Below are 23984 nucleotides of genomic sequence, written 5' to 3'. Positions count from 1 at the left end.
GGCGCAAAGCCGCACGCCTTCAGGCGCCGGAGGGCAGCGGCCCCTCATCGTGGTGGTCCTGCGCCTCCACGAGGCTGCCAAGCAGCCACAAAGAAACCTCTGCCGCTTCACCGGCGGATTTGAAGCGGTATGAGCCGCTATATTTCGGCATGTCGAAGAAAGTGACGACGAAGCCGTCGCCGCTCTCCAGGCTTTCGACCCTGATACGCTCCGGATCGATCATCACGCAGACATAGTGGGACCCCATATTGCGCATGAAACCAGCCTTGTTGTCGTGCAGCCGCACGAAGGCCGCCCCGCCATCCGCTGTCATGTGCAGGCTTCTGATCGCCTCGTTGGGAAAGGCGCGGGCGAAGTCCATGATCGCCTGCCCCACATCATGGCTGTTGTCATCCTCCGTCGCCCGCGACATGCGCCAGGCATAAACGGCAAAGACCGCAAGCAGCACGAAAACGATAATCCAGATTGCTAGATTCATCCGGAACGCTCCCTCAGCACCAAAACTTCTCGATTCGCGACTCGAAACGACGCGAACCCGGTTCGGGTTCATAAAGGCCGAGGCTTGCGTGAAGTGTGGCTCCTTGCGGAGCGGCGGCGGTTTTCTCCGCGATGCGCGGTTTGCGCCGTCAGAAACGCTTGAGGAAAGACGCCTTTGCCAGCAGCCATTGCCGGCGAAGCTGCGACAATTGCAGGTCGCCATCGAACACGCCTGCGCCCGCCCTTCGGGCGGCGGCAATGACCGGACCGGATAAAGCAACGGGAAGATAGGCGGCAAAGACGTTTCTCGACATAGTCGCGCGTCGCGCCTTTTCGATATGATCCAGCGCGTGGGCCGCGAAAATCTCGATGGCAATGCCGATACGCTGCCTGTCCTGACCTTCAAGGAAGGTCTCGCGGTCAAGCCCTGCCGCCGCCAGCATGTCGGCGGGAATATAGACCTGGCCGCGGCGCCGGTTGAGCGGCATGAGCAGCAGCATGCCGGCCATGGCCTGCGCCACGCCCGCATGGCCCGCCGCTTCGGCGTTCTCCGCGGCGTCTTCCGCAGAAAGCACGAGGCTTGCAAGCTGTATCAACGCCGAAGCGGTTTCGCCGGCATAGCCTTCAAGCGCATTGCGATCCTCGAACAGATCGTCATAAAGATCGAAGATACGCGCCTCGATCATATTGACCAGCACCGGGCGCGGCAGGCGATGCCGCTCGATCGTCGCCAGAAGTGCGGCGGCGACGGGGTGGGACTGGCTGTCCCCATGCGCATTGCCCTCAAGCAGGTCGCGCCACCATTGCATGCGCACTTCGCCGGGCAGAGCCTCGCGCACCGAATCGCGGATACGGGCGATTTCGGCATTGAAGGCGTAAAGTGCCGCCAGCGCATTGCGTTTATCGGCAGGCGACAGAAGACAGGCGAGATAGCGGTCGCGATCGGTATCGCGCAGCGTCGCAAGGCAGACGTCGAGATTTTCTATGGGTGCCATGGTTCCCCGCGCGAAACGTCCTGTCAGCCTTCGACGGCAATCAGCGCCGCGGCGACAGCGCGCGATTCCGACAGCATGATGTTATAGGTGCGCACGGCAGCGCCCGTGCTCATCGGATCGACGGAAATGCCCGCTTCCTTGAAGGCCGCGCGCAATTCCTTCGGCAGCACCCGCATGCCGTCACCCGTACCGATCAGCAGCACCTCGATATCCTGCGCTTCCGCCAGAACCTTTTCGAAATGCCCGACGGTCAGTTCTTTCGCATCGACCGGCTCCCACCCGTAAATGCCCGAAGGCAGGAGCAGAAGCGAGCCGCGATGCGACATGTCGGCAAAACGGAAACCGCCATTGCCATAGACATCGATGGGCGCCCGGCCGGGAAAATGGGCCGGGCGTATTTCGATCCCGCCAGCCATCAGACGGCAGGCTTGCCGCCGACGGCATTGCCGGATTTTTCGTCCTTCTCGTCTTCCGCATCCTTGCTGTCAGGACGCAGCTTGAAGGCGATCAGCACCGGAGCGGCAATGTAGAGCGAGGAGAACACGCCGATACCGACACCGAACAGCATGGCGAAGGTGAAGGAACGAATGACCTCGCCGCCGAAGAGGTAAAGCGCAAGCAGCGCCAGAAGCACGGTCAGACCGGTGAGGATCGTGCGCGACAGCGTCTGGTTCAGTGACACGTCGATGATCATCGACAGCGGCATCTTTTTATAACGCCTGAGGTTTTCGCGGATACGGTCGTAGATGACGACGGTGTCGTTCAGCGAATAACCGATGATCGTCAGGATCGCCGCGATACTGGTGAGGTTGAACTCTATCCCCAGGAAGACGAAGAGGCCGATGGTGAAGACCACGTCATGCACCATCGAGATGACCGCACCCAGCGCGAACTGCCACTCGAAGCGAACCCAGATGTAGACCATGATCGCCGTCATGGCGAGCAGGATGCCGATCGTGGAGGTAAAGGTAAGGTCACCCGACACGGCCGGCCCGACGACTTCCACACGGCGGAAATCGTATTTGTCCTCCAGCTCGCCGCGCACCATGGTGATGGCCGACTGCTCGGCATTTTCGCCGCCGTCCTGCGCCTGGATACGGATGAGGACATCCTGCGGCGTGCCGAAATTCTGCGCCTGGATTTCACCGAGATTGAGCTGGTTCAGACGCTCGCGGATATCGGCGAGATCGGCTTCACCCTGCTTGGCGCGCACTTCGATGACCGAGCCGCCCTGGAAGTCGATGCCGAGGTTCAGGCCCTTGCCGATGAAACCGCCGATACAGGCGAGCATGATGGCACCGGTGATCATGAACACCACGCGGCGATAACGCATGAAGGGAATGTCGCGGCCATCGAACATGGCGGTGCGGACACCCTTCGGCAGGTGTTTCGGGCGGCTGCGGCGAACCCAGTAACCGAACATCCACGCCGTCAGCGTATAGGCGGTGAAGACGGTGGTGATGATGCCGACCGCAAGCGTGACCGCAAAGCCCTTGACCGGACCGGTGCCCATGTAGAACAGCACGCTCGCCACGATCAGCGTCGTCAGGTTGGCGTCGATGATGGTCGCAAAGGCGCGGGTAAAGCCGTTATCCAGTGACTGGATCAGCGGTTTGCCGCTCTTCACCTCCTCGCGTATTCGCTCGTAGATCAGAACGTTGGAATCCACCGCCATGCCGATGGTCAGCACGATACCGGCAATACCGGGCAATGTCAGTGTCGATCCGATCACACTGAGAACGGCGAGCAGCATGACGACGTTGACGACAAGGGCGATGTTCGCCAGCAGGCCGAAGAAGCCATAAAAGACGAACATGAAGATGAGGACGCCGACAGCGCCGATGGCGCTCGCCGTCAGGCCGGCGGTGATGGAGTCGTTACCGAGGCTCGGGCCGACGGTGCGTTCTTCAACCACGGTCAGCGTCGCCGGCAATGCACCGGCGCGCAGCAGGACCGCGAGGTCGTTTGCGCCCTGCACCGAGAAATTACCGGAAATCTGCCCCGAACCGCCGATGATCGGCTCGCGGATGACCGGCGCGGAAATAACCTGATTGTCGAGCACGATGGCGAAGGGCTTGCCGACATTCTGTTGTGTCGCCTGTGCAAAGCGCTGCGCGCCGCGGCTGTCGAAGCGGAAGGTGACGACGGGTTCGTTGGTCTGCTGGTTGAAGCTTGCCTGTGCGTCGACGAGATTGTCGCCGGAAACGAGCGCGCGGCGTTCCACCAGATAGGGAACCGGTGGATCGTCCTGCGAATAGAGAACCTCGGAGGTCGCGGGCGGACGGCCGTTCATCGCTTCCTGCACCGGCATGGTGGTATCGACCATGCGGAAGGACAGCTTTGCCGTCTGGTTCAAAAGCGATTTCAGGCGCTGCGGATCCTGAAGACCCGGCACCTGCACGATGATGCGGTCTGAGCCCTGGCGCTGGATAAGCGGCTCGGTGGTGCCGACTTCATCGACGCGGCGGCGCACGACTTCGATCGACTGCGATACGGCCGACGACAGGCGGTAATCGATACCCTCATCCGTCAGATTGATGCGCAGCAGATTGTCGCCGCCGTCATTCATCGTCACTTCGGTGATAGAACCGCCGACCAGCGTGCCGGCGGACACCGGCTGCGTCAGGTCGCGAAGTGCGGTCTTGGCGGCTTCCACCTGGGCGGGATCGCTGATGCGGACCTGAATCTGCTGGCCGTTGCCGGTCAGCCCCGAATAGCGGATATTGGCGTCGCGAAGCTGCGTGCGCACATCGCCGACGATCGTTTCGAGCCGTTCCTTGACAATGTCGGAACGCTCGATCTTGAGCATGATGTGCGAGCCGCCCTGAAGGTCGAGACCGAGCGTTACCTTGTTGTCCTTGTACCAGGCGGGCATGCCCTCCAGCTGTTTGTCCGTGAACAGGTTGGGAGAGGCGATGAAGACGCTTGCCAGCACAAGCAGCCAGATGAAGACTGTTTTCCAACGGGAAAAATGAAGCATTTCGATCTCGGTCAGGGTTGGGGGTCGCGCGGATGGCGCAACCCGTCAAAATTCGGAAGCAGGCATCGGTTATCCGGCAGGATCAGGAAGCGGCTTCCGTCTTGACCACTTCGCCCTTCACGCGCACTTCGGCGATATAAGCGCGCGCGGCACGGATTTTCACGCCTTCGGCGATTTCGACTTCGAGTTCATTGTCGTCGATGACCTTGGTCACCTTGCCGACGATGCCGCCGCCGAGAACGACCTGGTCACCGCGACGAATGCCCGACAGCGTTTCCTGGCGCTTCTTCATCTGCGCCCGCTGCGGACGGATGAGGAAAAAGTACCAGACCACCATCAGCGGCGCAAACAGGAAAAGCATTTCAAGGCCGGAACCGAAGGCCGATGCGCCGCCCGCTGCGTCCTGGGCAAAAGCTTGACTAATGAACATATAAAACTCCTCAGAATTACGGCACGACCTTGGATGCCGCCCCAGCTTTCAAGCCGCCGGAATATAGTGGGGAACGCCGGGATTGCAACAGATGCAGGGGCCTCGCCGTACCGATTCCGGACCTCTTAACCTTTATGGGCCGGAAACACCATGCTAGGCCGGGCGCAAAACAGAGTTTTGAACACCAGACAAGCGGAAGAAACACCATGATTCGAGAAGAAACGGCCACCCTGCTTCTTGCCGAACTGCGTCGGCTGAACATTGCCGTGGAGCGGCTTGCCGGCCCCGCCCCCGCCGTAAACGACTGGAATGCGGCCGATTGTTTCGTCTGGTCGCCCGTCAACTCGTTCCTGCAGCCCGTCCAGCGCCCCAACCGCATCGCCCTGAAACTCATCCGCGGCGTCGATCATGTCCGCGATATACTGCATGAAAACACGCTGCGTTTCGCCGAGGGTTTTCCCGCCAACAACGTGCTTCTGTGGGGCGCGCGCGGCATGGGCAAGTCATCGCTGGTCAAGGCCGTTCACGAAGATGTGCGCGCCGCGACCGGCATTTCCCTGAAGCTGGTCGAGGTGCACCGCGAGGATATCCACACCCTGCCCGCCCTGCTCGACATATTGAAGGCGTCCGGAGAACGCGTCATCGTTTTCTGCGACGATCTTTCCTTCGACCACGACGACACGGCCTACAAGTCGCTGAAGGCGGCGCTTGACGGCGGCATCGAAGGACGGCCGGACAACGTCCTGTTTTATGCGACCTCCAACCGCCGCCATCTGCTGCCGCGCCACATGATGGAAAACGAGCAGTCCACCGCCATCAATCCGTCCGAGGCGGTCGAAGAAAAGGTTTCGCTCTCCGATCGCTTCGGCCTGTGGCTCGGCTTCCACAAATGCGGCCAGGAAGATTATCTGACGATGATCGACAGCTATGCCGAGCATTTCGATCTGGGTCTGGACCGCGACACCCTGCATCACGAGGCGCTGGAATGGGCGACCACCCGCGGCGGCCGCTCCGGCCGCGTCGCCTGGCAATATATTCAGGACGCCGCCGGACGCCTCAGAAAACCCATCGACCGATAACGCCACCGTGACTTCGGGCGAAAGCCGGTGTCGTTAAGGCTATAGGCGTTGTCGTATTCCCGAACGCCACCGTCCCCGGCACATGGTTTGCTGCACATACGGTTTCATCCTGCCTGCGGAGGAGCGGGCGGGTGCCGGTGTTCAAACCATGGAGGAGATGGATATGAGCAGGAACAGAGGCGTCGTCTACATGCGCCCGGGCCAGGTGGAGGTTCGCGACATCGACGACCCCAAGCTTGAGGCGCCGGATGGCCGCCGTATCGAACACGGCGTTATTCTCAAGGTGATTTCCACCAATATCTGCGGCTCCGACCAGCACATGGTGCGCGGCCGCACCACGGCGATGCCAGGCCTCGTCCTTGGCCACGAGATCACCGGCGAAGTCATCGAAAAGGGCGTCGATGTCGAAATGCTCGAAATCGGCGATATCGTCTCGGTGCCGTTCAACGTCGCCTGCGGCCGTTGCCGCTGCTGCAAGTCGCAGGATACCGGCGTCTGCCTGACGGTGAACCCGTCGCGCGCCGGCGGCGCTTACGGTTACGTCGACATGGGCGGCTGGATCGGCGGACAGGCCCGTTATGTCACCATCCCCTATGCCGATTTCAACCTTCTGAAATTCCCCGACCGCGACAGGGCGATGGCGAAGATCCGCGACCTCACCATGCTGTCCGACATCCTGCCGACCGGCTTCCATGGCGCGGTCAGGGCGGGCGTCGGTGTCGGCTCCACGGTCTATGTCGCAGGCGCGGGTCCCGTCGGGCTTGCGGCTGCCGCCTCCGCCCGCATTCTGGGCGCTGCGGTCGTCATGATCGGCGATTTCAACAAGGATCGCCTCGCACATGCGGCAAAGGTCGGTTTCGAACCCGTCGATCTTTCCAAGGGTGACCGGCTGGGCGACATGATCGCCGAAATCGTCGGTACCAACGAGGTGGACAGCGCCATCGACGCCGTCGGCTTCGAGGCACGCGGCCATGCGGGCGGCGAGCAGCCGGCCATCGTTCTCAACCAGATGATGGAGATCACCCGCGCCGCCGGTTCGATCGGCATTCCCGGCCTCTATGTCACCGAGGACCCCGGCGCGGTCGACGCCGCGGCGAAACAGGGCAGCCTGTCGCTGCGTTTCGGCCTCGGCTGGGCCAAGGCGCAATCCTTCCATACCGGACAGACGCCGGTGCTGAAGTACAATCGCCAGCTGATGCAGGCGATCCTGCATGACCGCCTGCCGATTGCCGATATCGTCAATGCGAAGATCATCGCGCTCGACGATGCCGTGCAGGGTTATGAAAGCTTCGATCAGGGCGCGGCGACCAAATTCGTGCTCGATCCCCACGGCGATCTGCTGAAGGCCGCCTGACGCCTGCCGCGAACAGGCCGGAATGACGAAACGCCCGCGACACATCCGGTCGCGGGCTTTTTTAAAAGCCAGACATGTCTCCAGCCGGAGATGTTAGATGTCGCTCTCGACAAGCGCCTCGAGCTCGGCCTTTGCCTCGGCGGAGAGATAGGGCCGGAACAGGCTGGAGACCTGCTGCAGCCCCCAATCCAGCTGCTGCGGCCCGAATTCGCCGACACCCTCCTGCAGATTGAGATAGGCAGCCCAATAGGTCGAGACGATCCATAGGTTCGTCAGAACCGCATCGCGCTCGCTTTCGGGAATGGTCACCAATCCGGCTTTCTGCATCCGTCCGACAATGTCGCCAACCGCCAGCCGCATGGTGGCGCTTATGGCCCTGACCGGCTCCACCAGCCCCGGCGCCAGCGCGACGAGCCCGACCAGATCGCGAAACAGAAAGCGGTAGTTCCACACCAGCGAGAACCATTGCCGAAGAAAACCGGCATAGGTGGCCGCCGCCGCCTCGTCTGCCCCGTCAACGGTCGCGACAAGCGCCATCGTATCGGCTTCAAAGCGCTCAAACAGCGCGAGCACCAGCGATTCCTTGGTGCGGAAATGATAATAGAGATTGCCCTCGTTGATATCGACCGCAAGGGCGATCTCGGCCGTCGTTACACGATCAGGCCCGCGCCCGTTGAAGAGGTCAAGGGCGGCATCCAGAATTCTGTCCCGCGTGCGCCGTGGTCGTTTCGCATCATTGTTCTTCATCAAAATCGCGCCCCATCATTGAAATATAAGGCATGCACCTTAAATATCTAAAATAAGGTATACACCTTAACAGCAAAATCCCGTTGTTCAACACGCATTGAGGAGCTGTCGATGATTGGAACCGGCCCTTCCACCTCGCCCATCAACAGGACCGAGACAGAACCCCTGTCGAAATTCGCGGCGGCGCGTCTCGCACTAGCGCTCGTCCGCAATCCGTTGAAGGCATTGCCGCCGGAAATCTTCAGCAAACCGGCTGTCTTCACCCGTCTCGCCGGCACGATGCGTGTGCATCTTGCCGATCCCGCGCTCATTCATGAGGCCCTGGTCAAGAACGCCCAGTTGCTCGGCAAGGGCGAGGACGTACGCCGGGTGCTCGGCCCTGCGCTCGGACAGGGTCTTCTGACCGCAGATGGCGACCACTGGAAATGGCAAAGACAATCCGTCGCCGCCGCCTTCCGCCATGAAAAACTGCTGGACCTGCTGCCGGTCATGATCGACACGGCGCGACGCACGCAGGCACGCTGGCGCTCCGCTTCCACGGGCGACATCGATATCGGCCATGAAATGATGCGAACCACCTTCGACATCATCGTCGAGACCATGATGTCCGGCGGATACGGCATCGATATTGCCCGGGTCGAACGGAGCATCACCGATTATCTGAGGCCCACGGGCTGGACATTCGCGCTGACCATGCTGGGCGCGCCGGAATGGCTGCCGCATCCCGGCCGGCGCAAATCCCGCGCCGCCGTTGACTATCTGCGCGCCAGTCTCGCGAAGGTGATCGCCGGGCGACGCGAGAACCCGACCGACAGAACCGACCTCGTCTCCATGCTGCTGGAAGCCCGGGACCCGGAAACGGGTCGCATGATGAGCGATACGGAAATCATCGACAATCTGCTGACCTTCATTACCGCCGGCCATGAAACGACGGCACTGGGCCTTGCCTGGACCTTCCACCTTCTGTCGCAGAACCCGGAAACGGAAAGAAAAATCGTCGAGGAAATCGAGGCCGTCACCGCCGGCGACCCGGTTGCGGCGAACCATATCGCCAGTCTCACCTACACCCGGCAGGTGTTTTCCGAGGCGATGCGGCTTTACCCGCCCGCCCCGGTCATCACCCGCACGGCATTGCAGGATTTCAGGCTCGGCGAGCACGATATCCCGGCCGGGACCGTTCTTTACGTGCCGATCTACGCCCTGCACCGGCACGCCGCATTGTGGGATGAACCAGACCGCTTCGACCCGTCACGCTTCGAACCCGAAAAGGTCAAGGCGCGGCACCGTTATGCCTATATGCCCTTCGGCGCCGGCCCGCGCGTCTGCATCGGCAATGCCTTTGCCATGATGGAAGCCGTGGCGATCCTTGCCGTCCTCCTGCAGACGATCCATCTCGACAATAAATCAACGAATGCGGCGGAGCCGCTGATGCGGGTGACATTGCGGCCGCAGGAACGGCTGATGATGACGATCACGCAGCGAAAAAACAGATCGCCCGCGGCGTGAACCACCGCGGGCGACTGATGGACAAATGCGAAAATCCACCCGTCACCGGATGGTGACGGTCAGAGGTCGACGTCGAGGATCGCCATGGAGAAATTATACGAGCGGTCGCCATCTTCGTCGTCGATATAGACAACGCCGAGAAACTCTTCGCCAAGATACACTTCGGCGGAATCGTCCTTGCGCGGACGCGCCTTGACCACCATCGTCGGATTGAAGGTGCGCTTGAAATAGGCGTCGAGTTTTTTGATTTCGTCGGCTTTCACCACTATTCTCCTGTGCGGTTCGCGTTGGCCCGCTTTTGGCATGGGACAAAGGCCAAAGTAAAGTGAAAGCGGCACATCGCCCCTGTCTTCCACACGGACGAGTACAATATTACGCCCTGTCAGATGTCGGCGCCGATCACCTGATCCATCAGCCGCGAGGGTTCGGAACACCCTGCTTCTCCCACCACCCGCGCCGGCACGCCGGCAACCGTGGTCTTAGGCGGAACGGGTTTCAGCACCACCGAACCGGCGGCGATGCGCGAGCAGCTGCCGATCTCGATATTGCCGAGAATTTTCGCACCCGCCCCGATCATCACGCCATTGGCGATCTTCGGATGGCGGTCCGCCCCCTCCTTGCCGGTACCGCCAAGCGTCACACCATGCAGGATGGAAACATTGTCACCGATGACGGCCGTTTCGCCGACCACCAGCCCGGTTGCATGGTCGAGGAAGATGCCCTTGCCGATGCGCGCGGCCGGATTGATATCGGTCTGGAAGATGCTCGAGGAGCGGCTTTGCAGATAGAACGCGAAGTCCTTGCGGCCCTTGTGCAGCAGCCAATGGGCAAGGCGATGGGTCTGGATGGCCTGGAACCCCTTGAAATAAAGCAGCGGCTCCATGAAGCGCGTGCAGGCCGGGTCGCGATCGTACACGGCCTGGATATCGACGCGCAGCACGCTTCCCCATTCCGGCCAGTCTTCCAGCATGTCCTGGAAGGTCTGGCGCAAAAGCACGGCCTGCATGTCGGGGTGATCGAGGAGTTCGCAGATACGGTAGATCACGCATTCTTCGAGGGACCGGTGATTGAGGATCGTCGAATAAAGGAAGGCGGAAAGCAGCGGGTCCTGTGCCGCGGCACTTCGGGCTTCATTGAGCAGGCTGCCCCAGATGGGATCGACGATCGCCAGCTGTTCCGGCTGACGGGCCTCGGTACGTGCGACCATGAATGGTCTCCTCGTTTGCAGTGGTCGTTCTTTATACAGAAAAAGACGTGCATTAGAAATGGGATTCGAATGACGACTTTAAAGGCGACAAGGCTTCAGTTTTTCTGCATGCAACATGAAAAACCGTTTCTTGCCGTCCTGAGCTTTGCCGCATTTGCGGACGGAAAACCGGGCTCCGCTTTTCCTGAAAATGCTCCAGATCAAAGCGAGCGGTAGAAGTCCAGCACCGCCGCCTTGAATACCCGGTCGCCGACAGCCAGCATATGGTCGCGGCCGGGAATGTCGATCGCGCTGGCATGCGGCATGATCGCGGCAAGCTCCGCGCCCGATCCGGCGATGTCGTCCTTCGTTCCGACCGCGATCAGCGTCGGCGCGTCGATCTTTTCCGCCTGTTTTCGCGTGACGAGAACCCGCGATGTCTCGATACAGGCGGCAAGCGCCAGCCGGTCGCTTTTCGTCTGGTCGGCAAAGGCGCGGAACATGCGGCCGCGCTCATGGGTGACGACATCGAGCGACGGCGCCAGAAGCGCCTCGGCAATCGGATCCCAGTCGCCGACGCCTTCGACCATGCCGATGCCAAGCCCGCCGAACACCAGCGACCGCACACGCTCGGGATGCGCCATGGCCAGAAAGGCGGAAATGCGCGCGCCCATGGAATATCCCATCACATGGGCTTGCGCGATGCCGAGATGATTGAGCAGCGCCACCGCATCCCCGGCCATGACGGGTGGATAATAGGCTTCCGGATCGTGCGGCTTGTCGCTTGCGCCATGGCCGCGATTGTCGATGGCGATCACGCGGTAACCCGCCTCGCCCAGCGTCTTCAGCCAGCCGGGATGCACCCAGTTGACATTGGCGCTGGAAGCAAAGCCGTGGATCAGCAAAACCGGATCGCCCGCCGGATCGCCCTCGTCGAAATAGGCAAGGGAGAGGCCGTCATGGGTAAAATCGGAAAATTGCGGCGTGTTGAGATTCATCAAGGACATCCTTTTTGCCGGACCATATGGCAGGAATTAGCGATGTTGACCATGTTTTGCTGACGATTTTTATGGAGATGCAATGCGTTTGAGGCTACATATCCGCAACGACGGGCCGACGCGCGAAGACCGATCGCGGCCCGATAACGATATTGCATTTGGAGACGAACATGGCCGGCCATTCCATTCCCCACTTCCAGAACGATGGCGGACACCGCATGATCGAGATCGGCGTCAAGGAATTCATGTGCACCGGCGCTTCGGTGCCCTACGACCATCCACATATCTTCATCGACATGGGCGACGACAACGAGAAGGTCTGTTCCTACTGCTCCACCCTTTACCGCTACAATCCGTCGCTGAAGGCCGAACAGACCAATCCTCCGGGCTGTGTTTTCCATGTGAAGGCCGCCTGACCTTCCTTCTTTCCTGATCGGGGCGCATCATGCCCATGAAATCCGTAGCCATTGTCGGTGCCGGCATCGCCGGTCTCACCGCTGCCCTTTCCTTTGCCCGGCACGGTATCGACTGCGAGATCATCGAACAGGCCGGTGAACTGACGGAAGTGGGCGCAGGCCTGCAGCTGTCGCCCAACGCCGCCCGCATTCTCGCCGAACTCGGCGTCTTGCCGGAGATAGAAGCGCGCTGGACCGAGCCGGTCAGCGTCGATCTCGCCTCCGGAAAATCGCTGGCCACGCTGCTGTCCCTACCTATGGGCGCGGTGGCCCGCCGCCGCTGGGGTGCGCCTTACGGCGTGCTGCACCGCGCGACGCTGCAAAATGCGCTTCTCCAGGCGGTCCAGCGCAATCCGCTCTGCCGGCTGCATCTCGGCAAGCGCATTGAAAACGCCACCGCCGACATCATCGCCGCAACCACCTTCCGCGATCACGAGCTGATCGTCGGAGCGGATGGCGTCTGGTCGGCGGCGCGCTTTGCCGTTCCTTCCGCGCCGACAGCCACCTTTTCCGGCAATATCGCCTGGCGCTTCACGGTCAGCGAAAATGACGTTCCTCCCGCCATCAACAAAAGCGCCGTCACGGCCTATCTCGGTTCCGGCGGCCATATCGTTGCTTATCCGCTGAAGGAAGTCGGCGGCTTCAACATCGTCGCCATCGCGCTCGGCGCCGATCCCGGCGCCACCTGGCGCGCCGAATCGAGCGGACGGCAGAAGGCCATGCTGCTCGAACAGTTTCGCGGCTGGAGCCCGGAGCTGCTGCGGCTGCTGGAAAAAGCCGATGATCCAACGTTCTGGCCGCTCTACCAGGCCGGCCCGGGCCGCTGGCATAACGGCCGCGACACTGTCCTGATCGGCGACGCGGCACACGCCATGATGCCCTTCGCCGCCCAGGGCGCTGCCATGGCGATAGAAGACGCTTTCGAACTTGCCGGCATGCTTGCCGGAGAAACCCGGCAAACGCTCGCGGCTTTCGAAGCCTTGCGCCTGTCGCGCATCGAAAAGGCCCGCAAGCGGGCCTCTCTCAATCGTTTTGCCTATCACGCCACAGGCCCGGTTCGCATTGCCCGTGACCTGGTATTTGCCACCCGTCCCGCAGAAGCCTTCCTGAAGGACTTCGACTGGCTGTACGGCTATCGCGCCAGGGGCTGAGGTCAAGCGCCGACTGCGGCGGCCGCCGCAAAGCCGGCCTCGAGGTCCTTCTTGAGATCGGCGACATCCTCGAGCCCGATCTGAAGGCGGATGACCGGTCCTTCCGAGGGGCCTTTTGCAATCGTCCTGTCGACAAGCGAGACAGAAACGGCAAGCGATTCGTAGCCGCCCCAGGAATAACCGAGCCCGAAGAATGTCAGCGCATCGAGGAAGGCTGCCGCCGCCGGCTTGTACTTGCCTTCTTCAGCCTTGAGCACGAAGGAGAAGACGCCGCTCGCGCCCTTGAAATCGCGCTTCCAGAGGTCGTGCCCGGCAAAGCTCGACAGGGCCGGATGCAGCACCCGCACCACATCGTCGCGGCTTTCCAGCCATTGCGCGATATCGAGCGCGCTTTTCTGATGGTGTTCCAGCCTGATTCCCATGGTGCGCATGCCGCGCAGGATCTGGTAGGCCTCGTCCGAGGTAACGCAGATGCCAAGATTGGTATTGGCCTGATAAAGCGCCTTCCAGTGCTTTTCATTGGCCGAGACGAAGCCCATCAGCACGTCGGAATGGCCGGAAGGATATTTCGTGGCGGCGTGAATGGAAACGTCGACGCCGAAATCGAGCGGCCGGAAATAAAGCGGCGTCGCCCAGGTATTGTCCATCGTCACGACGCAACCATGCCTGTGGGCGATCTCGGTGACCAGCCGGACATCCTGAATTTCGAAGGTGTTGGAACCGGGCGCCTCGAGATGCACCAGCTTCGTATTCGGGCGGATGAGCGCCTCGATGCCCGCACCGATCGCCGGATCGTAATATTCCACCTCGACGCCCAGTTTCCTCAGCATCGTGTTGCAGAAACGGCGGGTGGGAAAATAGACCGAATCGACGATCAGCGCATGATCGCCGGCGCCGAGATAGGCAAGGAACGGCACGGTAATCGCGGCAAGTCCCGAGGGCACGAGAATCGTTCCGAACGATCCTTCCAGCGCGTTGACGAGATTGCACAGCGCATCGGTCGTCGGCGTGCCGTGGGTGCCATAGGTGTATTTCTGGTTTTCGGTCGAAAGCGTCTCGGCATCCGGAAAAAGCACGGTGGAGCCGCGCACGATGGGCGGGTTCACGAAACCGAAACAGTCCGCGGGATCGTTGCCGCCATGGGTCAGGCGCGTATTCACACCTGCGGCGGAAAGCAGGTCATTTGTCTTGGTCATTTCAGATCAGCTTTCGAAGGAATATTGACGCGTGCGACAATGGGGAGCGCGCAAGGCAAGGTCAAGTCCCGTCAGCGCCCGCCGGAAGGGCAGATTGATCCAACGCGAAACAGCATACAAGAAGTATACAAAAATCGTGCAAGTGCAAATTTCCGCAAAAATATGCTTATATTTTCACCCTTTGCACACTTCCCGACCAAAATCTGGAAAATTCCGTTTTATAGGCACAATTATTGCCGGCACGTCTTGACCCCGCTGCCAATTGTGATTGTGATAGAAAAAGCGGATCGAAAAGATTTCGCTGAGGGGGGAGCTGGGGCAAAACAAACATGCCGGTCCCCTTGCGATTGACGATAACAAACAAAGGTTGGGAAAAATGAAAAAGGCAATTCTGTCAGCCGCCATCGGCGCAGCAGTTTTGGGAGGAGCCTCTGTCGCTTCGGCTGCGACGCTTCAGGACGTGAAGGGCAAAGGTTTCGTCACCTGCGGCGTAAGCGCGGGCATTCCGGGATTCTCCAATCCCGATGACAAGGGTGAATGGTCCGGTATCGACGTGGACTATTGCCGTGGTATTGCCACCGCGATTTTCGGTGACGCTTCGAAGGCCAAGTTCGTCGCCCTTTCGAGCAAGGACCGCTTCCCTGCCCTTCAGTCGGGTGAAGTCGACGTTCTGACGCGTAACACCACCTGGACGATCAGCCGCGACACCTCGCTCGGCTTCAACTTCCGCACCGTCAACTATTATGACGGTCAGGGTTTCATCGCCAAGAAGAGCCTCAACGTGAAGTCCGCTCTCGAGCTTTCCGGCGCCGCCGTCTGCGTTCAGACCGGCACGACCACCGAGCTCAACCTCGCAGACTACTTCAAGACCAACAATCTGCAGTACAATCCGGTCGTCTTCGAAAAGGAATCCGACGCGACCTCCGCTTACGATTCGGGCCGTTGCGACGTCTACACTACCGACCAGTCCGGCCTCTACGCAATCCGCCTGAAGCTGAAGAACCCGGACGAAAACGTCGTTCTGCCGGAAGTCATCTCCAAGGAGCCGCTTGGCCCGGCCGTTCGCCAGGGTGACGACCAGTGGTTCGACATCGTCAGCTGGGTTCACTATGCGATGGTCAACGCCGAAGAGCTGGGCGTCACCTCCAAGAATGTCGACGAGCAGAAGAACAGCGCCAACCCGGACGTGAAGCGCCTGCTCGGTACGGAAGAAGGCACCAAGATCGGCACCGATCTCGGCGTGACCAACGACTGGGCCTACAACATCATCAAGCTGGTGGGCAACTACGGCGAAGTCTTCGACCGCAACGTCGGCGCCGGCTCGCCGCTGAAGATCGAGCGTGGCCAGAACGCGCTGTGGACCAAGGGCGGCCTGCAATACGCACCGCCGATCCGCTGATCGGCCCCATCATCGGCTAGATCATGACAGGAGGCTGGGCAACGCCCGGCCTCCATTTGGAATTATATAAATAAGCTCGCAAAGAGCATATAAAAGGGAAAGGTGCCTATGGCAGGCAACGCGGTCAGTTCGCAACGATCGCGCGCGCAAAGCGCGTCGTCACTTATCTACGATCCACGCATACGCGGCATTTTTTATCAGGTCCTGACAGTCGTCATCCTGGCCGCCTTCGTCTGGGTCATCGTGACGAATACGATCACCAATCTTCAACGATCAAACATCTCGTCCGGCTTCGGCTTCCTCAACGGAAGAGCCGGTTTCGACATCGGCCAGTCGCTGATCGCATATACCAGCGACGCGACCTATGGCCGTGCATTGCTCGTCGGCATTCTCAACACGATCCAGGTTGCATTTTTCGGCATCATCGCCGCCTCGATCATCGGCTTCATCGTCGGCATCGCCCGGCTCTCCAACAACTGGCTGATCTCGAAGCTCGCGCAGGCCTATGTGGAAATCTTCCGCAACATCCCGCCGCTGCTCGTCATCTTCTTCTGGTACAAGGGTGTCATCTCGGTTCTGCCGCAGGCGCGCGAGTCGCTCGAGCTTCCGCTTGGAAGTTATCTCAACAATCGCGGCTTCTTCTTTCCCAAGCCGCTGTGGGGAGAAGGCACCTGGCTGATACCGCTCGCCTTCCTCGTCGCCATCGTTCTCAGCTTCTTCGTTTACCGCTGGGCGAAGGCCAGACAGGAAAGAACCGGACAGCAGTTCCGCACCGGCATGACGGTGACGCTTCTCATCATCGGCCTGCCGCTGGCGACATTTCTGGCGCTCGGGGCACCGCTGACATTCGACTATCCGATTGCCGGGCGGTTCAATCTCTCGGGCGGCGCGGTCGTTGCGCCTGAATTCATGTCGCTGTTCCTGGCGCTTTCCTTCTACACCGCCTCCTTCATCGCCGAAATCGTTCGCGGCGGCATCAAGGCCGTGGCGAAGGGGCAGACGGAAGCTGCGGATGCGCTCGGGCTTCGTTCCAGCACCACGACGCGCCTCATCGTCGTGCCGCAGGCGATGCGCATCATCATCCCGCCGCTGACGAGCCAGTTTCTCAACCTGACGAAGAACTCCTCGCTTGCAGTCGCTGTCGGTTTCGCCGACATCGTCTCTGTCGGCGGCACGATCCTGAACCAGACGGGTCAGGCAGTCGAAGTCGTCGCCATCTGGCTGGTCATCTATCTCTCGCTGTCCCTGCTCACGGCCGTGGTCATGAACTGGTTCAACGCGAAAATGGCCCTGGTGGAGCGATAATCGATGACAACAAGCAATCACGCCTTCGTGCGACAGACCATCGAGGAAGCCCGGCCCGCCCCTTCAAGCGCCGTCGGACCGAGCCATTGGCTGCGCACCAAACTCTTCGCCACGCCGAAGGATACGGTCCTTACGGTTCTTGCCCTTGCTCTTCTCGCCTATCTGGTGCCGCCGATCGTCAACTGGCTGTTCATCGATGCGGTGTGGACCGGCAGCGACCGTATCGCCTGCCTGACCGCCTCGCAGGGCGGTGCGCTGCCGGACGGCCAGTCCGGCGCGTGCTGGGCCTTCGTATCGGCCAAGCTCGGGCAGTTCGTCTTCGGCCGCTATCCGCTCGATGAGCGCTGGCGTCCGATCCTCGTGATGGTGATGTTCACCATCCTGTTGATCCCGATGCTCATCCCGAAAGCGCCGTTCAAGCGCCTCAATGCATTGGCGCTTTTCATCATCCTGCCCTTCATTGCGTTTTTCCTGCTCATCGGCGGCGTCTTCGGCCTGCCGAAGGTGGAAACGCAGCTCTGGGGCGGCCTGATGGTGACGCTGATCCTGTCGTTCTTCGGAATAACGGTATCCCTGCCCTTCGGCATTCTTCTCGCACTCGGCCGGCGGTCCAACCTGCCGGTGATCAAGATGCTCTGCGTGCTCTTCATCGAGATCATTCGTGGCATTCCGCTGATCACCGTGCTGTTCTTCGCCAGCATCATGCTGCCGTTGTTCCTGCCCGACGGCTGGACCTTCGACAAGTTCCTGCGCGCGCTCGTCGGCGTGTCGCTGTTCTCGTCCGCCTATATGGCGGAGGTGATCCGCGGCGGCCTGCAGGCCATTCCCAAGGGACAATATGAAGGGGCGGATTCGCTCGGCCTGAACTACTGGCAGAAGACGAGACTGATCGTGCTGCCGCAAGCGCTGAAGCTCGTCATTCCGGGCATTGTCAACACCTTCATCGGGCTGTTCAAGGACACGTCGCTGGTCTCGATCATCGGCATGTTCGATCTGCTCGGCATTGTCACACTCAACCAATCGGATGCGAACTGGGCCACACCGGTCACCGCCATGACTGGCTATATCTTCGCTGGTTTCGTATTCTGGATATTCTGCTTCGGCATGTCGCGTTATTCGCTGTTCATGGAACGGCACCTCGACACCGGGCATAAACGATAAGGGACGCTCAAATGGCAGAAACCCAAGCAAAAAAACTGGCCGTCTCGACAACGGACGTGGCAATCGAACTCATCGGCATGAACAAGTGGTATGGCGACTTCCACGTGCTGCGCGACATCAATCTCAAGGTGATGAAGGGCGAGCGTATCGTCATCGCCGGTCCTTCGGGATCGGGCAAGTCGACCATGATCCGCTGCATCAACCGGCTGGAAGAACATCAGTCGGGCACGATCAATGTCGATGGCATCGAGCTTACCAACGATCTCAAGAAGATCGACGAGGTGCGCCGCGAGGTTGGCATGGTATTCCAGCACTTCAACCTCTTCCCGCATCTGACGATCCTCGAAAACTGCACGCTGGCGCCGATCTGGGTTCGCAAGATGCCCAAGAAGGAAGCCGAGGAAGTGGCGATGCACTATCTGAAGCGCGTCAAGATCCCCGAGCAGGCCCATAAGTACCCCGGTCAGCTCTCCGGCGGCCAGCAGCAGCGTGTGGCGATTGCCCGCTCGCTGTGCATGAAGCCGAAGATCATGCTGTTCGACGAGCCGACCTCGGCGCTCGATCCGGAAATGGTGAAAGAAGTGCTCGACACCATGGTCAGTCTTGCCGAAGACGGCATGACCATGCTGTGCGTGACCCACGAAATGGGCTTTGCCCGCCAGGTCGCCAACCGCGTCATCTTCATGGACCAGGGCCAGATCGTCGAACAGAATTCGCCCGCCGAATTCTTCGACAATCCGCAGCACGAGCGCACTCGGCTGTTCCTCAGCCAGATTCTGCACTGAGACTGCAGTCATTATCGTATTATCCAGCGGGGCCGTTTCGGCCCCGTTTTTGTTGCAGGAACAGTGCGCCACACCCACCGTCATCCTCGCCCCTGAGGTGAGGATCCATGCGCGGCTGAAGAGTGGATCCTTGCCTCGAGGGCGAGGATGACGGTAAACGGGTTCTCCCTCATCACGCCCTGGCTGTTCGGTTGCAATCCCGCCAAAATCGCTCTGAGTCGTCTTTTCACCGCCCGCGCCCCCCAGCGAAATGCCTCAAAAACGGCAACGCCCCAATCATTTAACCATTTGTTACGAAACAGGAATCCTTGTTTTACAGGGCTTGTGGCCGCCCATGTCATTTTTTTGTCAAATCATGCGTTTTTCCGCTTGCAGACCATCGGGAGCCTGACTATAAGGGCGCCACACCACAAGCGCACGCGCCCTTCGTCTATCGGTTAGGACGTCAGATTTTCATTCTGAAAAGAGGGGTTCGACTCCCCTAGGGCGTGCCACTTGCTTTCGTGTTTCCCCTCTAAAATATCTCTACAATCCGCTTATCGTCGCGAATTTTTCGCACGTCATCATTGCCGCGGAACCGATTCCCGATCGGCACGTTAGAATGGCGTCCCCCCGATGGAAGGCAAGCCGGATGAAATGCCACCCGGCGGATCATCCGGCTTGCCTTTCCCCTCATCCCGACCACAGCGTCCATTCGTCCCGGACTGCAGCTTGATGCCAGCTAAGGGTTGGAAATCCGCCATACTGACCCTCCACGCTGTATGAGGGCACTATCGCCCGCAGCGATTGGAGCGATATTTCAAGGTCTTGGCCGGTTCCGTCACAGTTTTCCACAGCCCTTTCGGCTTCCATAAAAAAACTCGTCGCGAAGCGAAAAAAATCAATTTTTCCGCTTGCAGACCTTCCGGAGCCTGACTATAAGGGCGCCACACCACAAGCGCACGCGCCCTTCGTCTATCGGTTAGGACGTCAGATTTTCATTCTGAAAAGAGGGGTTCGACTCCCCTAGGGCGTGCCACTTGCTTCTCCTTGAAAATCAGGCTTCTGCACGTAAAACTTCACGTAACGCGTGAGTTTCGGAACGTTTGCCGTTGACGGCGCGCCAGTCGGGCTGATCCGCAAAAATTCGAACCGATCCGCAGCCGTCAAGGCGCGAAGGCCGCGTCCAGAACGCGCAGCTGCACACGTCTCTGCCCCTGCCAGAGATCGGCGCCCACGGTGCCTGCGACGTGAATGTTCCTGCCGCGCGCATTCATCAGCATCTGCCCCAGAGGGGCTTCGGCGGCGCGAAAGGCGATGCCATCAAGCCGCGAGCCGTCCATGGCCTCCAGCGTGATCTTGACGTGAGCTGTACCCACAAGCCGCACATCGCGCAGACGATGCGCCGGCACGGCAAAGATGGGCTGCGAATGACCGGAGCCATAGGGACCGGCCTGCTCCAGCTGGTCGACAAGCTGCAATGTCGCGCCCGACGCGCCGATGGCGCCGTCGATCTTCAGCACGCTGCTTTCCACCAGCTCGTTCACGGTCTTTGCCGCCGCTTCCTCGAAGAAAGTCCTGAGTTTGCCGAGATTGGCGCGCTCCACCGTCAGGCCGGCCGCCATGGCATGCCCACCGCCCTTGACCAGCAATCCCGCCTCCACAGCGGCGCGCACCATGCGCCCCATATCGAAGCCGTTGATCGAGCGGCCGGAACCCGTGCCCTTGCCGGAAGGATCGAAGGCAATGGCGAAGGCGGGACGGCGGAAACGGTCCTTCAGACGCGAGGCAAGCAGTCCGACGATGCCGGGATGCCAGTTCTCCCGGGCGGTGACGATGACGCCCGCGCCCGAGCCGTCACCATATTCGAACAGCGCCTCCGCCTCTGCTTCCGCCAGCATGGCGGCTTCCATGGCCTGCCGCTCGCGGTTCAGCTCATCCAGCCGCTCGGCAATCACCTCGGCCTGCAAAGCATCATCGATAGTCAGGAGGCGGCTGCCGAGCGCGGCATCGCCGATGCGGCCGCCGGCATTGATGCGCGGCCCGATCAGGAAACCGAAATGATAGGGCGTGACAGGCCCGCCCAGCCCGGCCTTTTTAAACAGCGCCGCAAGCCCCGCATTGTTCATATGGCGCGCGGCAATCAGCCCCTTCACCACATAAGCGCGGTTCAGCCCCTTCAGCGGCACCACATCGCACACCGTCGCGAGCGCGACAATATCGAGCAGCGACAGCAGGTCGAGCGTGAAGGCCTGCCGGTTGCGCCTGTCCTTCAGCATGCGCAGCGTGGCCACCAGCACGAGGAACACCACGCCGGCGGCGCAGAGATGCCCCTGCCCGGACAGATCGTCCTCACGGTTGGGATTGACCAGCGCCACGGCCGGCGGCAGTTCCGTGCCGACCTGGTGATGGTCGATCACCACCACATCCGTTCCCGCGTCTTTTGCGGCCTGCAGCGATTCATGGCTGGTGGAGCCGCAGTCGACCGTCACGATCAGCGTCGCGCCATTGGCGGCAAGCTGCTGCATCGCCGCCGGGTTCGGCCCATAGCCTTCGAAAATGCGATCGGGAATATAAATTTCCGGCGTCAGCCCGAAATGCGCGAGAAAGCGAAACATCAACGCCGAAGAGGCCGCGCCGTCGACATCGTAGTCACCGAAGATCGCCACCTTCTCACCGGTCTCGATGGCGCGCACCAGCCGCCCAGCGGCCTTCTCGCAATCGGTCAGCATATGCGGGTCGGGCATCAGCGAGCGTATGGTCGGATCGAGGAAGGCCAGGGCGTCATCGACACCCACCCCACGCCCAGCAAGCACCCGCGCGATCAGTTCGGGAATGGCGTGGATCTGGGACATGGCCAACGCACGGTTCTGTCCGGCCTGATCCAGCCGTGACACCCAGCGCTGTTCTGTCGCCGACCGCTCCACGCTTAAAAATGCGCGCGCCACGGTATCGGCCGGCTCCATCATCGCCATCCTGTCCATTCGTCCTGTCATGCGCCTATATCGGCGCTTTAATGCTTAGAACGGGCTAAATGGCGATGGGACGTTTTTCAAGCAAAAACGCCTGATCCGGCTGTCACACCGCAAAAATCGAAAAAAACGGGCTGACGATCGATACAGCGCCCACCAGCAGCAATAACGAAAAGACGGCCAGCGAACACCAGTTGCGCTCATGCTCGGCCATGTCGAATTCCATGCTGCGAATATTGTCGTTGGCATTATGCGGCCGCAGCCGGTGATGGGTGACCGGAACGCCGGCGCGTTTGTTGTCCTTGAACAGAATGATCGATGTCACGGCCACGCCTCCCTCGCTTGGTGAACAGGATTAACCATAGTGCCGAATCGCCTTGTTTTCCAGCGGTTCCGACGCCTTCCCCTCAAATTTTATGGACTTCGGAACACCGGCGCGATGCGGGCAGCTAGGCAACAAAAAACCGCGCCTCCAGATGGAAGCGCGGCTCTCGATGTCATCAAGATAACGACGAGTCTCAGGTCCGCTCGATGCGGATGACCTGCGGCTCGCTGACCAGATATTTCTCGTTCTTGATCGCCTTCACCGCCTTGCGGATCGCATCTTCCATCGTCGCATGGGTGACGAGGATGATGGTCTGCGGCGCGCCTTCCACATGCACGCGCTGACGCTGCACGATGGATTCCAGCGAGATGTTGTTATCCGCCATGCGGCTGGCGATGGAGGCGAAGACGCCGGCCTGATCCTTCACCGTCAGGCGGATGAAATAACCGCCCTCATGGCTCTTCATCTTGGCGCGGCGATAGTCCGTCAGAGATTTTGCCGGACGGCCGAGAACGGGCACCTGCTGGGCGCCCGGGCGGCTCTTGGCGATATCGGCGATGTCGCCCAGCACGGCAGATGCCGTGGCGTTGCCGCCGGCACCCGGGCCGACCATCAGCAATTCGCCGAGAATGTCGGATTCGATCGCCACCGCATTGGTGACGCCATCCACCTGGGCGATGACGGAATCGAGCGGCACCATGGTCGGATGCACGCGCTGCTCGATGCCGGATTCGGTCACCTGCGCCACGCCGAGAAGCTTGATGCGGTAACCGAGGTCGGCGGCCGCCTGAATATCCTCGCTGGAAATATTGGTGATGCCTTCCAGATAGATGTCGTCGGCCGAAATCTTGTTGCCGAAGGCAAGAGTCGTCAGGATGGCGAGCTTGTGGGCGGTGTCGTTACCTTCGATGTCGAAGGCCGGATCGGCTTCGGCATAACCCAGCCGCTGCGCTTCCTTCAGACAGGCTTCGAAGGACAGCCCTTCCTTCTCCATCTTGGTGAGGATGTAGTTGCAGGTGCCGTTCATGATGCCGTAGATGCGCGACACATGGTTGCCGGTCAAAGACTCGCGCAGCGCCTTGATGACCGGGATGCCGCCGGCCACCGCCGCTTCGAAGTTGAGAAGCGCGCCCTTGTCTTCGGCTATGGTCGCCAGTTCAACGCCATGCTTGGCCAGCAGCGCCTTATTGGCCGTCACCACATGGAGACCGCGCGCCAGTGCAGCCCGCACCGCATTTTCCGCCTGGCCGGAAGCGCCGCCGACCAATTCGACAAAGACGTCGATATCGGCTTCGCTCGCCAGCTGCTCCGGCGTATCGAACCAGGCAATACCCTTGAGATCGATGCCGCGGTCGCGCGAACGGTCGCGCGCGCTTACCGCAATAATCTCAATCGCGCGTCCGCAGGTAATCGCAAGTTCGTTGCTTCTCTGCTGGAGGATGCGCACGAGCGAAGCGCCGACAGTGCCGAGGCCCGCTATGCCGATTCTCAATGAATCTGCCAT

22 protein-coding genes and 2 tRNA genes are annotated in these 23984 nt (G+C 60.5%); 11 read left to right on the top strand and 13 right to left on the bottom strand.

What is annotated here, in order from left to right:
* Positions 1 to 19: 19 nt before the first annotated feature.
* From ACI2KA_RS13665 to yajC, 5 genes are all read right to left on the bottom strand, one after another.
* Positions 20 to 478, bottom strand: a complete 459-nt coding sequence (locus ACI2KA_RS13665) for a hypothetical protein (protein WP_404502840.1) — start codon at positions 476 to 478, stop codon at positions 20 to 22.
* Positions 479 to 626: 148 nt separating this feature from the next.
* The gene (locus ACI2KA_RS13660; protein WP_404502839.1) at positions 627 to 1472 is read right to left on the bottom strand and encodes a phytoene/squalene synthase family protein; all 846 of its coding nucleotides are present in this window, start codon (positions 1470 to 1472) and stop codon (positions 627 to 629) included.
* 23 nt (positions 1473 to 1495) lie between these two features.
* Entirely contained in the window at positions 1496 to 1888 is a 393-nt protein-coding gene (locus ACI2KA_RS13655) for an Mth938-like domain-containing protein (RefSeq protein WP_404502837.1), read from the bottom strand.
* Positions 1888 to 4452 (bottom strand): protein translocase subunit SecDF, encoded by a 2565-nt coding sequence (secDF, locus tag ACI2KA_RS13650; RefSeq protein WP_404502835.1) that lies wholly within the window; start codon positions 4450 to 4452, stop codon positions 1888 to 1890. Before secDF ends, ACI2KA_RS13655 begins: the two co-directional genes overlap by 1 nt.
* 82 nt (positions 4453 to 4534) lie before the next feature.
* The gene (yajC, locus tag ACI2KA_RS13645) at positions 4535 to 4882 is read right to left on the bottom strand and encodes a preprotein translocase subunit YajC (protein WP_404502833.1); all 348 of its coding nucleotides are present in this window, start codon (positions 4880 to 4882) and stop codon (positions 4535 to 4537) included.
* Positions 4883 to 5088: 206 nt separating this feature from the next.
* On the opposite strand from yajC, the gene ACI2KA_RS13640 reads away from it, so the two are divergent.
* Both ACI2KA_RS13640 and fdhA read left to right on the top strand, forming a co-directional pair.
* Positions 5089 to 5961: an ATP-binding protein gene (locus tag ACI2KA_RS13640; protein WP_404502831.1), complete on the top strand. Its 873-nt coding sequence runs from the start codon at positions 5089 to 5091 to the stop codon at positions 5959 to 5961.
* Positions 5962 to 6124: 163 nt separating this feature from the next.
* Positions 6125 to 7315 carry a formaldehyde dehydrogenase, glutathione-independent gene (gene fdhA / locus ACI2KA_RS13635; protein ID WP_404502829.1) on the top strand — a complete coding sequence of 397 codons (1191 nt, stop codon included), beginning with the start codon at positions 6125 to 6127 and terminating at the stop codon, positions 7313 to 7315.
* A 93-nt stretch (positions 7316 to 7408) separates the two neighbouring features.
* On the opposite strand, the gene ACI2KA_RS13630 is transcribed toward fdhA, so the two are convergent.
* On the bottom strand, positions 7409 to 8062 hold the full coding sequence (locus tag ACI2KA_RS13630; protein ID WP_404502827.1) for a TetR/AcrR family transcriptional regulator: 654 nt from the start codon (positions 8060 to 8062) through the stop codon (positions 7409 to 7411).
* A 111-nt stretch (positions 8063 to 8173) separates the two neighbouring features.
* On the opposite strand from ACI2KA_RS13630, the gene ACI2KA_RS13625 reads away from it, so the two are divergent.
* Complete coding sequence (locus ACI2KA_RS13625; RefSeq protein ID WP_404502825.1) at positions 8174 to 9568, top strand: cytochrome P450; 1395 nt, start codon at positions 8174 to 8176, stop codon at positions 9566 to 9568.
* A 59-nt stretch (positions 9569 to 9627) separates the two neighbouring features.
* On the opposite strand, the gene ACI2KA_RS13620 is transcribed toward ACI2KA_RS13625, so the two are convergent.
* The 3 genes from ACI2KA_RS13620 to ACI2KA_RS13610 all read right to left on the bottom strand — a co-directional run bounded on the left by ACI2KA_RS13620 (position 9628) and on the right by ACI2KA_RS13610 (position 11752).
* Positions 9628 to 9831 carry a DUF3126 family protein gene (locus ACI2KA_RS13620; protein WP_003524869.1) on the bottom strand — a complete coding sequence of 68 codons (204 nt, stop codon included), beginning with the start codon at positions 9829 to 9831 and terminating at the stop codon, positions 9628 to 9630.
* 119 nt (positions 9832 to 9950) lie between these two features.
* Entirely contained in the window at positions 9951 to 10775 is an 825-nt protein-coding gene (gene cysE, locus ACI2KA_RS13615) for a serine O-acetyltransferase (protein WP_404502823.1), read from the bottom strand.
* Between the two features lie 200 nt (positions 10776 to 10975).
* Complete coding sequence (locus tag ACI2KA_RS13610; RefSeq protein ID WP_404502821.1) at positions 10976 to 11752, bottom strand: alpha/beta fold hydrolase; 777 nt, start codon at positions 11750 to 11752, stop codon at positions 10976 to 10978.
* A 170-nt stretch (positions 11753 to 11922) separates the two neighbouring features.
* On the opposite strand from ACI2KA_RS13610, the gene ACI2KA_RS13605 reads away from it, so the two are divergent.
* Together ACI2KA_RS13605 and ACI2KA_RS13600 are read left to right on the top strand one after the other, a co-directional pair.
* Positions 11923 to 12168: a zinc-finger domain-containing protein gene (locus ACI2KA_RS13605; RefSeq protein WP_035261222.1), complete on the top strand. Its 246-nt coding sequence runs from the start codon at positions 11923 to 11925 to the stop codon at positions 12166 to 12168.
* Positions 12169 to 12197: 29 nt separating this feature from the next.
* Positions 12198 to 13358 carry an FAD-dependent monooxygenase gene (locus ACI2KA_RS13600; protein WP_404502819.1) on the top strand — a complete coding sequence of 387 codons (1161 nt, stop codon included), beginning with the start codon at positions 12198 to 12200 and terminating at the stop codon, positions 13356 to 13358.
* Between the two features lie 2 nt (positions 13359 to 13360).
* Here the strand turns inward: ACI2KA_RS13600 and ACI2KA_RS13595 are convergent, their stop codons facing one another.
* Positions 13361 to 14554 (bottom strand): cystathionine beta-lyase, encoded by a 1194-nt coding sequence (locus ACI2KA_RS13595; RefSeq protein WP_404502817.1) that lies wholly within the window; start codon positions 14552 to 14554, stop codon positions 13361 to 13363.
* Positions 14555 to 14930: 376 nt separating this feature from the next.
* Here ACI2KA_RS13595 and ACI2KA_RS13590 point away from each other — a divergent pair, with 376 nt between their 5' ends.
* From ACI2KA_RS13590 to ACI2KA_RS13565, 6 genes are all read left to right on the top strand, one after another.
* Positions 14931 to 15953 carry an amino acid ABC transporter substrate-binding protein gene (locus tag ACI2KA_RS13590; protein WP_404502815.1) on the top strand — a complete coding sequence of 341 codons (1023 nt, stop codon included), beginning with the start codon at positions 14931 to 14933 and terminating at the stop codon, positions 15951 to 15953.
* 108 nt (positions 15954 to 16061) lie between these two features.
* Positions 16062 to 17258, top strand: a complete 1197-nt coding sequence (locus ACI2KA_RS13585) for an amino acid ABC transporter permease (RefSeq protein WP_404502813.1) — start codon at positions 16062 to 16064, stop codon at positions 17256 to 17258.
* 3 nt (positions 17259 to 17261) lie between these two features.
* The gene (locus ACI2KA_RS13580; protein ID WP_404502811.1) at positions 17262 to 18419 is read left to right on the top strand and encodes an amino acid ABC transporter permease; all 1158 of its coding nucleotides are present in this window, start codon (positions 17262 to 17264) and stop codon (positions 18417 to 18419) included.
* Between the two features lie 11 nt (positions 18420 to 18430).
* On the top strand, positions 18431 to 19204 hold the full coding sequence (locus ACI2KA_RS13575) for an amino acid ABC transporter ATP-binding protein (RefSeq protein ID WP_400818401.1): 774 nt from the start codon (positions 18431 to 18433) through the stop codon (positions 19202 to 19204).
* Between the two features lie 419 nt (positions 19205 to 19623).
* Positions 19624 to 19698 (top strand) — tRNA-Glu (locus tag ACI2KA_RS13570).
* Between the two features lie 449 nt (positions 19699 to 20147).
* Positions 20148 to 20222 (top strand) — tRNA-Glu (locus tag ACI2KA_RS13565).
* Between the two features lie 127 nt (positions 20223 to 20349).
* Here the strand turns inward: ACI2KA_RS13565 and recJ are convergent.
* The 3 genes from recJ to ACI2KA_RS13550 form a co-directional block, all read right to left on the bottom strand.
* Entirely contained in the window at positions 20350 to 22158 is a 1809-nt protein-coding gene (gene recJ, locus ACI2KA_RS13560; protein WP_404502998.1) for a single-stranded-DNA-specific exonuclease RecJ, read from the bottom strand.
* A 103-nt stretch (positions 22159 to 22261) separates the two neighbouring features.
* The gene (locus tag ACI2KA_RS13555; RefSeq protein ID WP_404502809.1) at positions 22262 to 22486 is read right to left on the bottom strand and encodes a hypothetical protein; all 225 of its coding nucleotides are present in this window, start codon (positions 22484 to 22486) and stop codon (positions 22262 to 22264) included.
* 187 nt (positions 22487 to 22673) lie between these two features.
* Complete coding sequence (locus tag ACI2KA_RS13550; protein WP_404502807.1) at positions 22674 to 23984, bottom strand: homoserine dehydrogenase; 1311 nt, start codon at positions 23982 to 23984, stop codon at positions 22674 to 22676.

This window comes from Agrobacterium sp. NPDC089420 (genome assembly GCF_044900305.1).
Lineage (GTDB): Bacteria > Pseudomonadota > Alphaproteobacteria > Rhizobiales > Rhizobiaceae > Agrobacterium.
The sequence above is the reverse complement of the archived record's forward strand: the minus strand, read 5'-3'. Positions and strand labels throughout refer to the sequence as shown.